The sequence below is a fragment of the Streptosporangium sp. NBC_01469 genome (assembly GCF_036227305.1).
In the GTDB taxonomy this organism is placed as follows: Bacteria; Actinomycetota; Actinomycetes; order Streptosporangiales; family Streptosporangiaceae; genus Streptosporangium.
Window position 1 is genome coordinate 3,135,264 of sequence record NZ_CP109465.1, and the last position, 12,244, is coordinate 3,147,507.

7 protein-coding genes are annotated in these 12,244 nt (G+C 72.1%); 5 read left to right on the plus strand and 2 right to left on the minus strand.

What is annotated here, in order from left to right:
* The first annotated feature begins 26 nt into the window (after nt 1–26).
* The 3 genes from OG587_RS14340 to OG587_RS14350 all read left to right on the plus strand — a co-directional run bounded on the left by OG587_RS14340 (nt 27) and on the right by OG587_RS14350 (nt 5,963).
* Nucleotides 27–968 (plus strand): DNA-3-methyladenine glycosylase family protein, encoded by a 942-nt coding sequence (locus OG587_RS14340; protein ID WP_329090480.1) that lies wholly within the window; start codon nt 27–29, stop codon nt 966–968.
* 544 nt (nt 969–1,512) lie between these two features.
* Nucleotides 1,513–4,122 carry a bifunctional FO biosynthesis protein CofGH gene (locus OG587_RS14345; protein WP_329090482.1) on the plus strand — a complete coding sequence of 870 codons (2,610 nt, stop codon included), beginning with the start codon at nt 1,513–1,515 and terminating at the stop codon, nt 4,120–4,122.
* A 149-nt stretch (nt 4,123–4,271) separates the two neighbouring features.
* A complete protein-coding gene (locus OG587_RS14350; protein WP_329090484.1) occupies nt 4,272–5,963 on the plus strand; it encodes a substrate-binding and VWA domain-containing protein in 1,692 nt (563 codons plus the stop codon).
* A 363-nt stretch (nt 5,964–6,326) separates the two neighbouring features.
* Here OG587_RS14350 and OG587_RS14355 read toward each other — a convergent pair whose 3' ends face one another.
* The gene (locus tag OG587_RS14355) at nt 6,327–7,649 is read right to left on the minus strand and encodes a coenzyme F420-0:L-glutamate ligase (protein ID WP_329090486.1); all 1,323 of its coding nucleotides are present in this window, start codon (nt 7,647–7,649) and stop codon (nt 6,327–6,329) included.
* A complete protein-coding gene (cofD, locus tag OG587_RS14360) occupies nt 7,646–8,707 on the minus strand; it encodes a 2-phospho-L-lactate transferase (protein WP_329090488.1) in 1,062 nt (353 codons plus the stop codon). Before cofD ends, OG587_RS14355 begins: the two co-directional genes overlap by 4 nt.
* Before the next feature lie 251 nt (nt 8,708–8,958).
* Here cofD and OG587_RS14365 point away from each other — a divergent pair, with 251 nt between their 5' ends.
* A complete protein-coding gene (locus OG587_RS14365; protein ID WP_329090490.1) occupies nt 8,959–11,553 on the plus strand; it encodes a hypothetical protein in 2,595 nt (864 codons plus the stop codon).
* Between the two features lie 228 nt (nt 11,554–11,781).
* The gene (locus OG587_RS14370; RefSeq protein WP_037969494.1) at nt 11,782–12,042 is read left to right on the plus strand and encodes a WhiB family transcriptional regulator; all 261 of its coding nucleotides are present in this window, start codon (nt 11,782–11,784) and stop codon (nt 12,040–12,042) included.
* Nucleotides 12,043–12,244: the final 202 nt, after the last annotated feature.

Genomic DNA, 12,244 nt, shown 5'->3' on the forward strand with positions numbered 1-12,244 from the left:
GCCCGGGGCGCGTGGCGGGGACCTTCGTGAGGGAACGTGAGTGGTGCCCGCCGTGGCAGGTCGACCTGGCGCTGGCGCTCGACCCGCACCGGCGCGGGACCGGCGACCCCACCCTGAGGACGGCGCCAGGCGGGGCCGTCTGGCGGACCTCGCGCACGCCCGACGGGCCGGGGACGCTACGCGTGGCCCTGGTGGGTGGCGGGGCGGGCGGCGGGGCGGGCGGCCTGGTGGGGAGCAGGGTGACGGCCGCCGCGTGGGGGCCGGGGGCGGAGTGGATGCTGGAGACGCTTCCCGCGCTGCTGGGCGACGGTGACGACGTGTCGGGGTTCGTTCCCGGACACGATTGGCCGACGGTGCTGCGGAACGCGGCGAGACGCTATCCGGGGCTCAGGATCGGCAGGACGTCGAGGGTGCTGGAGGCCCTGGTCCCGGCCGTGCTGGAGCAGAAGGTGGTGTCCACCGAGGCGTGGCGGGCGTGGCGGTGGCTGCTGGGCCGCTACGGCGAGCCCGCGCCGGGGCCCGCGCCCGAGGGGATGCGGGTCTTTCCCGAGCCCGAGGTGTGGCGGTCGATCCCGTCGTGGGACTGGCACCGCGCGGGGGCGGAGGCGGTGCGGGCCCGTACGATCGCGAACGCCGCCCGGCACGCGGGGAAGCTGGAGGCGGCCGGGGGCAGCGCCGACGCGGATCGGCTGCTGAGGGCGCTGCCCGGGATCGGGGTGTGGACGTCCGCCGAGGTGCGCCAGCGCTCGCACGGCGACGCGGACGCCGTCTCGGTGGGCGACTTCCACCTGCCGTCGCTGGTCGGCTGGTCGCTCAGCGGTGAGCGGGCGGACGACGCGCGGATGTTGCGGCTGCTCGCTCCCTACCGGGGGCACCGGCACCGGGTCAGCCGGCTGCTGGGGTTGGGCGGTGTGCGGCCACCCGCTCGCGGGCCGAGAATGCCCGTGCGCGACTACCGGTCGTTCTGAGCACGCCCTCGTCGGGGGAGGGGTCGTCGCCATGCCAGTCGAGGCTGTCGCGCGTGTCGGCTCCGATCAGCGGGGCGAGGACGGCGACGGCGGCGAGGACGAGGAGAAACCAGATCATTTTCGGCTCCTGCCGGGTGAGGTCCGAGGGAGGTCCTCGGGGGTTCCGGGTGGGTTTCCCGCGGATGCGGGGGTTCCGGGTGACTTCTCTAATTTATGCATCTGCAAGCATTTACGTCTATCGAGACTTGCTTGACCGTATGCTTTAGAAGATCTGAAGTGTCGGGCCCCGGTCCGGCAACCGCCGCCCGGTGCGGGAGGTCTCCGCGGGAGGACCGGGACCGGGCGTTCGGCACCGGGAGGGGCGGGGACGCCGGCGGGCGTCAGGCGTGTGGGAGGGGCGGGGCCGTGACCGGGTGTTCGGTATCCGGAAGGGCATGAGAGGGGCGAGGGCGCGACCGGGCACGGCATGTCCGGTGCGAGTTACGGGCTTCGTGAGCGGGCACCCGCCGCCCCACACGTTCGTGTCGCGCCGTACTGTGCGGTCATGAGCGCTAATCCCACCGACAACGCGATGCGCCGGGCTTTGGCCAGGGCCCGCGACGGCAAAGCTCTCGATCTCGCCGAAACCACAATTCTGCTGCACGCACGAGACGAACATCTGGAGACCCTCCTCGACCATGCCGGGAGGGTCAGGGACGCGGGCCTGGAGGCGGTCGGGCGGCAGGGGATCATCACCTACAGCCGCAAGGTCTTCATCCCTCTGACGCGGCTCTGCCGCGACCGCTGCGGATACTGCACGTTCGCCACCGCCCCGCACAAGCTGGAAAGCATGTTCCTGAGCCCCGACGAGGTGCTGGAGATCGCCAGGCAGGGCGCGGCGATGGGGTGCAAGGAGGCGTTGTTCACCCTGGGCGACCGGCCGGAGGACCGCTGGCACCAGGCCCGCGAGTGGCTGGACGCGCACGGCTACGACGACACGCTGTCCTACGTCCGCGCGATGGCCGTGCGGGTGCTCGAGGAGACCGGGTTGCTGCCGCACCTGAACCCGGGTGTCATGACCTGGCAGGACCTGCAGCGGCTCAAACCGGTCGCGCCCTCCATGGGCATGATGCTGGAGACGACCTCGCGGCGGCTCTTCGAGGAGAAGGGGCAGGCGCACCACGGCTCGCCCGACAAGGACCCCGCGGTGCGGCTGCGCGTGCTGGAGGACGCCGGGCGGACGAACGTGCCGTTCACCAGCGGCATCCTCATCGGCATCGGGGAGACGGTCGAGGACCGCGCCGAGTCGCTGTTCGCGCTGCGCAGGGTGGCGCGCGAGTACGGCGGCATCCAGGAGATCATCGTCCAGAACTTCCGCGCCAAGCCGGACACCGCGATGCGCGGCATGCCGGACGCCGACCTACAGGAGCTGGCCGCCGCCATCGCGGTGACCCGGCTGGTGCTGGGGCCGAAGATGAGGGTGCAGGCCCCGCCGAACCTGGTCGACTCCGAGTACGAGCTGATGATCAGGGCGGGCATCGACGACTGGGGCGGCGTTTCGCCGCTCACACCCGACCACGTCAACCCCGAGCGCCCCTGGCCGCAGATCGACGACCTCGCCGCCCGTACGGCCGCCGCCGGGTTCGCGCTGCGCGAGCGGCTGACCATCTACCCCGAGTTCGTGCTGGCGGGGGAGCCCTGGCTCGACCCGAGGCTCAACGCGCACGTGGCCGCCCTGGCGGACCCGGAGACCGGGCTCGCCCGCGAGGACGCGGTCCTGACCGGCCGCCCCTGGCAGGAGCCGGACGGCGGTTTCGTCTCCGTGGGCCGCGTCGATCTGCACACGGCCGTCGACACCGAGGGACGCAGCGCCGACCGCCGCGACGACTTCGACAACGTGTACGGCGACTGGGAGGCGCTCAGGGAGCGCCTGCCCGCCGCCTCCTCGATCGTGCGGGGCGACGTGCGGGAGGCCCTGAGGCAGGCCGAGAGCGACCCGGCGGGGCTGAGCGACGCCCAGGCGCTCGTCCTCCTGGACCTCGCCGGAGACCAGAACGGGGTGGGCGCCGACGACGCCGCGCTGGACGAGCTCTGCCGGATCGCCGACGGCCTGCGCCGGGAGGCGGCCGGCGACGAGGTCACCTACGTGGTGAACCGGAACATCAACTTCACCAACGTCTGCTACACCGGCTGCCGCTTCTGCGCCTTCGCGCAGCGCCGTACCGACGCCGACGCCTACACCCTCTCGCTGGAGCAGGTCGCCGACCGCGCCTGGGAGGGGTGGCAGGCCGGGGCGACCGAGGTGTGCATGCAGGGCGGCATCCACCCCGACATGCCCGGTACCGCGTACTTCGACATCGCCAGGGCGGTCAAGGCCAGGGTGCCGGAGATGCACGTCCACGCGTTCTCGCCGATGGAGGTCATCAACGGCGCCAGCCGCACCAACCTGTCCATCGAGGACTGGCTGGTCGCCGCGAGGGAGGCGGGCGTCGACTCGCTCCCGGGCACCGCGGCGGAGATCCTCGACGACGACGTCCGCTGGGTGCTGACCAAGGGCAAGCTTCCCACCAGGGAATGGGTCGAGGTCATCTCCACCGCGCACCGGGTCGGCCTGCCGACGACCTCCACGATGATGTACGGCCACGTCGACAACCACGCGCACTGGGTGGCGCACATCCGGCTGATCCGCCGCATCCAGGAGGAGACCGGCGGGTTCTCCGAGTTCGTGCTGCTGCCGTTCGTGCACCACAGCGCGCCCATCTACCTGGCGGGGATCGCCCGTCCCGGGCCGACGGCGCGGGAGAACCGGGCCGTGCACGCGCTGGCGCGCGTCCTGCTGCACGGCGCGATCGCCAACATCCAGTGCTCGTGGGTGAAGCTCCAGGACGGGCTCTGCCGCGAGGTGCTGCTGGGCGGGGTCAACGACCTCGGCGGCACGCTGATGGAGGAGACGATCAGCAGGATGGCCGGTTCCGAGAACGGCTCCTTCAAGACGATCAGCGAGATCGAGGCGATGGTCGCGCCCACCGGGCGGCCGGTCCGGCAGCGCCTGACCGGTTACGGCGTGCCGGACGCCGAGCGGGTGGCCGCGGCCAGGGCGAGCGACGGCGTCTGCCGCAGCGTCCGTCCCAACGCCCTTCCGCTGCTCTCCCTGGAGCCGTCGGCGAAGTTATAACGAGTTCTACATTTGTCGCCCTCCGGGAGAGGTTCGTGGGCACAATCGTCATTCCCCTGTAGCCGTATGTAGGGAGAGGTCCCGGTTTGTCCTCCTCCGGTCGACACCGTGTGGCAGCCGGCATCGAGCGGCGCCGGCGTCAGGCGCGCGTGCGCCTGACGCTGGCGGCGGTCGCGATCGCGGTCGCCCTGGCGGGGAGCGCCGCCCTGGTGTCCGGCCGGGTGGGGAGCTCGTGCTCGGCCCGCGACCCGGTGCTGGTCGACGTCGCCGCCGCCGTCGACATCGCCCCGGTCGTCATGGCGGCGGCGGGGCGGTTCAACCGGAGCGGTGCCGGTGCCGACGGCCGGTGCGTGCTGGTGCAGGTGACCGAGCAGCCGCCCGCCACCGTGCTCAGGACCCTGCTCGGCGGTACCGCGGGGGTGCTCGGCCGGCGCCCCGACGGCTGGGTCTCCGACTCCTCGGCCTGGATCCGCCTCGCCCGCAAGCAGGGAGCCGCGAACCTGGCCGGGACCGAGACCGTCATGGCGACCTCGCCCCTGGTCTTCGCCACCCGCAAGTCCCTCGCCCGGCGTTTCGCCATGGGCAGCACCGACATGAACTGGCGGATGGTCTTCCCCGCGACCACCCGCGGCCGGATCCGGCCGACCGAGAACGAGCCCGACGTGGTCCGCGTCCCCGACCCGTCGCTCGCGGGGGCCGGGATCGCCACCGTGGCCGCGGCCAGGGACGTGGTCGGCAGCGGTCCCGAGGCGGACCGGGCGCTCACCGCGTTCGTCCGCTGGGCGCAGGCGGGGTCGGCGCCCGACTACCGGAGCATGCTCGCCACCGTCGACGACCGCTCCTTCTGGCAGCGGCCGGTGGTGATCGTCCCGGAATCGGCGGTGTGGGCGCACAACCGCCTGCCGTCCGACGACCCGGTGGTCGCCCTCCACCCCCGCGAGGGGACGATCAACCTCGACTACCCGTACGTGGTCACCGCGTCCGACGAGGCGAAGGCGAGCGGGTCGCGGGCCTTCGCCGCCTGGCTGCGCTCCCCGGAGACCCGGGAGGAGGCCCGCGGGGCGGGCTTCCGCTCGGCCGACGGCTCCCTGGGCCCGTACTCGCCGGGCCCCGAGATCCCCACCGAGGCGCCGCGCACCCGTCCGGCCATCCTGCCCGGCAAGATCGACGAGGCGCTGGAGGCGTGGAGCAGGCTCGCGCCGCCGACCAACATCCTGGTCATGACCGACACCGGCAGGCACATGGCCGGGCCGATCAGGGGGCAGAAGGGGAAGACCAGGCTGACCGTCGCCCTGGAGGCCGCCAGGCTCGGCCTGCAGCTCTTCCCCGACTCCACCCACATGGGCCTCTGGGACTTCTCCTCGGCCAGGGGCAGGGACCAGCGCGAGCGGGTGCGCGTCGGCCCGGTCGTCGAGCCCGACGGCGGGCAGGTCGTCCGGCGTGGCCGCCTGGAGGAGCTGACCCGGACCCTGCGCGCCGCTCCCAAGGAGCCCAGCGCCCTGTACGACTCGATCCTCGCCGGGTTCCGGGAGATGACCAAGGTCTACGACGAGGGCATGAACAACACCCTGGTCGTCATCACGGCGGGCAAGGACGACGGCAGGGGCGTCTCGGGCGCCGAGCTGGTGCGGGCGCTGCGCGACGAGTGGGACCCCGAGACGCCGATCCAGGTCGTCGTCCTCGCCTTCGGCACCGACCTCGACCGCGCGGCCCTCACCCAGGTCACCGCCGTCACCAACGGCTCCCTGCACGTCGCCCAGCGCCCGGAAGAGATCATCGACGTCTTCCTGTCGGCCCTCGCCAGGAGGCTGTGCCATCCCACCTGCTCCAAGGCCCCGTAACCATCTGCCGGCGGGTGGCGGACGACCGCTCCGGCAGGAGCTCTGGATCGTTCCGGCGGGAAGATCGGAGAGTGTCTGGAATTTCGGTAGTCATTGACTTACTCTGGGTGACGAAATCCTGCTTCTCTCCAGGTAGGGGTACATCGATGGAAAGTGCCGACGGCCGGATCATGGCGCTCATCGTGATCGCGCTCATCGTGTTCGCCGTCTCACAGTTGTGACGGTCCGGCCCCACGGGGCCGGACCGGAGCCCGCCGGCACGGGGCTTCACGCGAACGGCGATCCGGGAAACCGGCGGCGGCCGTGGCACCCGCCGAGGTGGTCGGGCCTCCGAGGTGGTCGTAGGCCCGGAGCCGGTGGGCGTCAGCGGACGACGATGAAGTCCGCCGCCCGCCGGGGAGCACGATCCCTGGGCGGGGCGGCGGGGTGGCCGATGGCGACGGCGCCCATCGGGTCCCAGTCCGCCGGCAGGTCGAGGACCTCGCGGACCACGTCGCGGCAGAACATGGTGGACGACACCCAGGCGGAGCCCAGGCCCTCCACCGCGAGCTGGACCAGGAAGTTCTGCACCCCCGCGCCGGTCGCGACCACGAACATCTCCCGCTCGGCCGCGTCGCGCCGGTCGTCGCGGTAGGTGTGCGAGCCGTCCATCACCAGGCAGGGCACCGCCAGGTACGGGGCCGCGCGCAGCACGTCGCCCCGCCTGACCCGTTTGGCGATCGACTCCTCGGAAAAGCCGTCCCCGCGCAGGTCGGCGATCCAGGCGTCCCGCATGGCGTCGAGCAGCTTCTCGCGGGTCCCGGCGGACTCCAGCAGGACGAACCGCCACGGGGTCGTGTGGTGCGGGGCGGGCGCGGCGATCGCGGCGTCGACCGCCCTGCGGACCCTGGCGCCGTCCACCGGGTCCGCGGAGAACTCGCGGACGGTCCTGCGGGCGAAGACCACGTCGCGCGAACCGTACCGGAACATGTCGTCGGCGGACGGGCGGAGCAGCTCGCCGACTCCTGGCCCGTCCTCCTCGGTGGTGTACTCCGCCAGGCCCCTGATCACCGCCACCGGGGTCTGCGCGACCTTCCCCTTGACCAGGTCCCCGGCCGCCGCGAACTCGTCGGCGACGGCGGTCAGGGTGACCTCCAGCGCGTTGCCGTGGTCGTCGGACATGCCCCGGTAGTCGAGCGCGGGGGTCACCCCCGCGAGGCCGACGGCGAGGTCGGTCTGGCCGTTGCGCCACGGGCGGCCGAAGGTGTCGGAGACGACCACGCCGACCGAGACGCCGAGCAGTTCCCTGATCCTGGCCCTGACGGCCGAGGCGGAGGCGTCCGGGTCGGCGGGCAGCAGGACGACCGTGCCGGGGCGGGTGTTGGAGGCGTCGACCCCGGCGGCGGCCATGACGAACCCGTGCGCCGTCTCGGCGATCACGGTCTCACCCCTGCGGGCGACCACCCGCCTCGTCTCCGCGTCGACGGCCTCGGCGCGGGTCACGCCGTGCAGCACCCGGCCCTCGGCCTTGCTGGAGATCTTCGAGGTGACCACGAGGATGTCGCCGTCGCGCAGGTCGGGCAGGGCCGTGGCGATCAGCTCCCCGACGTCGTCGCCCTCGCGCACCTCGGGCATGCCGGGGACGGCGAAGATCTCCAGCCTCACGTCGGCGGGCTCCTCCCGCCCGCGCCTGAGCCTGCTGCTCATCGCGCGCCCTCCTCACGGGCTTCACGGGCTTCACGGGCTTCACGGGCCTCGCGGGTTTCACGGGCCTCGCGGGCCGACGGGGTGGGGGACTCCTCGTACGGCGGCGGGGGTTCGGTGTTCCGGCTCGCGAGCCGCGCGGCCAGGTCCAGGGCGGCGCGGGCGATGGCGGCGGCGGACTCGACGTCGTGCATGATCAGCGGGCGGGCCTCGACGTCGACGCCGTCGAGGGCGACCCCGGCGTCCTCCTCCGCGACCAGCCAGCCGTCCACCAGCGGCGATCCGTACAGTTCGAGGACCGCCTGCGCGGTGGTCTCCACGCCGATCGCGGCCAGGCAGGCGTCGGCCATGCCCCGGACGGGGGCGCCGCCGACGATGGGGGAGACGCCGACGACGGTCTTGCCCTCCAGGGCCTCGCGGATGCCCTTGATCTGCAGGATCGTGCCGATGCTGACGACCGGGTTGGACGGCGGGAGGATGACCGCGTCGGCGGCGGCGATGGCCTCCAGCACGCCGGGGGCGGGGGAGGCCTCGTCCGCGCCGACCAGGATGATCTGCTCGGCCGGGACCGAGGCGCGCAGCCGCACCCACCACTCCTGGAAGTGGATGGCGCGGCGGCCCCGCTCGTCGGAGACGACCACGTGGGTCTCGGTCCTGTCGTCGCTCATCGGGATGAGGCGTACGCCCGGCTGCCAGCGCGCGCACAGCGCCTCGGTGACCGCGGACAGGGGGTATCCGGCGTCGAGCATCTGGGTGCGCACGATGTGGGTGGCGAAGTCGCGGTCGCCGAGGCCGAACCACTGCGGCTCGACGCCGTAGGCGGCCAGTTCCTCCTTGACGACGTGCGACTCCTGCCGCCGCCCCCAGCCCTGCTCCTCGTCGATGCCGCCGCCCAGCGTGTACATCACGGTGTCGAGGTCGGGGCAGACCCGCAGGCCGTAGAGGCTGATGTCGTCACCGGTGTTGCCGATGACGGTGATCTCGGAATCGGGGGCGGTGGTGAGGAGGCCCCGCAGGAAACGGGCACCGCCGATTCCGCCGGCGAGGGACACGATGCGCATGCCGTCCAGTGTTCCACTAGGTCGCCGAGCCTGTTGGCGGGGTGCCCGCGGGCGGTTCACAGTAGTCTTTTCATGATCGTTATGAGGGGTGCCCGCCCTGGCCGGATCGCCTGATTGGCCGCCCGAAATGTGGGCTTATAGGGTGTAATGGAGTACTTATGGGGTTGGTGGGCTTCCTGGGACCACCGACAGCAAAGTCAGCCATGTGCAAAACTGACCCGGGTTTACCTAAAGACCCTATGGGGGTAGTTGTGATCAATGTCGAGGCAGGCCGGCTCCGGGGACCGGCGGCGTGGCTCATGGTCGCCTTCGCGTCCGCGAGCGTTCTCGTCGGCATCGAACGCCTGCTGTTCGGGGGTGGATCGTCCTCCTTCGCCGAGCGCGCGGCGGACTCCCTGGGGCGGCTCACCTCGCCGGTCGTCCTGGCGCTGCTCGTGGGGGCCGTGCTGCTGGCGACCAACCTCGGCCCGGCGATCGAGCGGCTGAAGGTGATGGCACTCGTGGTGGCCGGCACGCTCGGGCTCTCCGTGCTGTTCGGCCTGATCGGCGTGGTCGCCGGGCTGTTCGGCGGCGTGGAGGGCTTCATGGGGAAGGTCGAGTTCCTCCTTGTCGGCCTGCCCGCCCTCGGGCTGACCACGGTCGCGCTGCTGTACGTGCTGCCGAAGGCGATCCCGGCGGGCTCGCGCGCCGGCGCCTTCCGCGCCGACGGCGGCTTCGGCCGCTCCCCGGAGCATCCGCAGGAGCAGAGGTACGACGCCTACGGCCGGCCGCCCGTCCCCCCGCAGGGACAGGCCCCCTTCCAGGGCCACCCTCAGGGGCTTCAGGGTCCCCAGGGTCCCCATGGGCAGGGCGTTCCGCAGGGCGCGTACCCCCAGGCCCAGAGCGGCGTCCACCCCCGGGGGCCGCAGGGTGGTCAGGGATACCCGCAGGATCAGGGGCCGCAGGGTGGTCAGGGATACCCGCAGGATCAGGGGCCGCAGGGTGGTCAGGGATACCCGCAGGATCAGGGGCCGCAAGGTGGTCAGGGATACCCGCAGGATCAGGGGCCGCAAGGTGGCCAGGGATACCCGCAGGATCAGGGGCCGCAAGGTGGCCAGGGGTATCAGCAGGAGGCCCCGCCCGTCCCGGCTCCGCAGCCCCCGTACAACCGTCCCGCGCTCCCGCCGGCGCCCGCGCACAGCTCCGCCGGAGCCTCGGAGGGGTACGGCTCGCAGGCGGCCTCCCACCCGCCGCCGGCGTCCCCCGCGCCGCAGACCGGTGACGGATACTCCCAGGCTCCCTACGCGCCGCCCGCCGAGAACCCGTCGTACGCGCCCCAGCCCGGTTCCTACCCGCAACCGTCCCAGCAGCAGGAGTCGCAGGGGCAGGGGTACGCGCAGCCCGAGCCGCAGAACCACCCGCAGCCCGCCTCCCCGGCCGGAAACCACACCCCGAACCCGTACGTCGCGGCGGACGTCCAGCCCCCGGCCCCCGCCAAGCCGTACGACCCCCCGGCCGCGGCCTACGACCCGCCGGTCTACGCCGCCCCGGTGGAGCCGCACGCCCAGACGGAACCCCGGCTGCCGAGCTATCCCCAGTTCCCGGACTCCTCGTCGTACGGTCAGGAGTCTCAGGGCTTCGGCCAGCAGACTGAATCCTCGGCGTCCCCGGCGTCCCCGGCGTCCCCGGCTCCTCCTGTCTCGCCGGTGTACGGCCAGGAGTCGCAGTCGTCGGGGTCCGGGCGGCACTCCAGCCCCCAGTTGCCGAGCTACTCCCAGTACTCGGACCCCTCGTCGTACGGGCAGCCCGAGTCGCAGGGCTTCGGCCGGCAGCCCGACCCCTCCCCCTCCTCCGCGTACGGCCATCACTCGGACCGGCCGCAGTCCGACTACGGGCAGACCGCCTCCTCCGGGCAGTCCGACCCGCTCTTCGGCCAGCAGGTCGAGTCCCCGGCTCCTCCGGTCTCGCCGATCTCACCGGTGTACGGCCAGGAGCCGCAGCCGTCGGGTTCCCGTCGGCAGGCCGAGCAGCCGGGTTACCCGCAGCCGGAGCAGTCGAGCTACTCGCAGGCCGACCCGCTGGGCTACCAGCAGGCCGACCCGCAGGGCTACCAGCGGTCCGAGGCCCAGGGCTTCGGCAGGCAGCCGGAGCCGCAGGGCTTCGGGCAGCAGGAGCCGCAGTCGCCCGGCTACGGTCACCAGCCCGAGCAGCAGGCCACGTCCTACCCGCCGGCCGACGGACGCCAGGGCCAGCCGCTGGACGCCCAGCAGCGCCCGCCGTTCGACGGTCAGTCGCCGCAGTCCTTCCCGCAGCCTCCGGAGAACTACGGCCAGCCGTTCGGCGGTTACCCCGGCGCCGAGCAGAGCCCGGCCTACCCGGCGCCCGACCCGGTGGATCTCAGGTCCCAGCAGATGGCCCAGGCCTACCAGCAGGCGGAGAGCTACCAGCAGCAGACCCAGCAGAGCGGCACCGAGCCTCAGTTGCGCGTTCCCGAGTACGGCTCCCCGGGCTACGAGGGTCCGTTCGGGCACCCGCAGACCCCGCAGAATCCCCCGCCCGCACAGAACCCTCAGGCTCCGCAGGCCTCCCAGGCCCCCCAGACGCCGGCGTACCAGTCCCACCAGTGGGACCCCCAGTCGGAGGCGACGCTCCGGTTCGACCCGAGCGCCTACCAGGGAGACCCGCTGAGCGCTCCCGCGCCCGCCTCCAGGACGTGGGACTCGCAGCCGATAGACCCGACGGCGATCTACAAGCCCGAACAACGCCCAGGTCAGGTCACGGATGAGGAAACCCCGGATAGAGAGAGGGTGGGCCCCGGTCAGGATCAGAACATGTCCTGGTACGGTTCCGACCGCCGAGAGCACTGAGCCCCTGGCGGTCACAGCGATCACCTGGTGCAATTGCCGTCGTGGCAGGCACACGACCCACAACCGGGGAGAGCAGGTCTTTCCCCGGATACCAGCATGCCGCTTGACGCCACACCGGGCACGCGCGTGTAATTACACACGTGTTGTTACGCCTTCCTCTGGGTGGGTAAGGGGGAGGCGTTCATAGGGGGGCTCCAATTTTGCGGGCGTGCGGCAGGGAGGTGTGCAGTGGCCGACCTGGTCATCGCACAGGAGAGCATCGCTGAAGAGCAGCTTGGCTGGCAGGAGCGCGCCTTGTGCGCGCAGACCGACCCGGAGGCGTTCTTCCCGGAGAAGGGAGGGTCCACCCGCGAGGCCAAGAAGGTTTGCCGCTCCTGCGAGGTGCGTGCCGAGTGTCTCGAGTACGCGCTCGAGCATGACGAGCGGTTTGGAATCTGGGGTGGGTTGTCGGAGCGTGAACGCCGCCGGATCAAGCGTGAGGCGGTCTGAGCCGTCCGGGAACCGGGTGGCCGGAAGGCTTGAGCGCTCTGAGATCCGGACGGTCTGGACGTCCGCGCGCCGACGAACACTATGAACACATGAACACCGGTCGACACCGAGGAAGTACCGAAGCGGTTCGAGCGGTCTGGCAGAGGTATGTGACGCCTCCCGGAGGCGTTTGACGAATATGTCCATGGGGTCACGTGACCGT

Bases quoted from the DNA above. Each gene is read 5' to 3' on its own strand.
- OG587_RS14345 (WP_329090482.1), top strand. From the start codon at position 1,513: ATGAGCGCTAATCCCACCGACAACGCGATGCGCCGGGCTTTGGCCAGG.
- OG587_RS14355 (WP_329090486.1), bottom strand. From the start codon at position 7,649: ATGAGCAGCAGGCTCAGGCGCGGGCGGGAGGAGCCCGCCGACGTGAGG.
- cofD (WP_329090488.1), bottom strand. From the start codon at position 8,707: ATGCGCATCGTGTCCCTCGCCGGCGGAATCGGCGGTGCCCGTTTCCTG.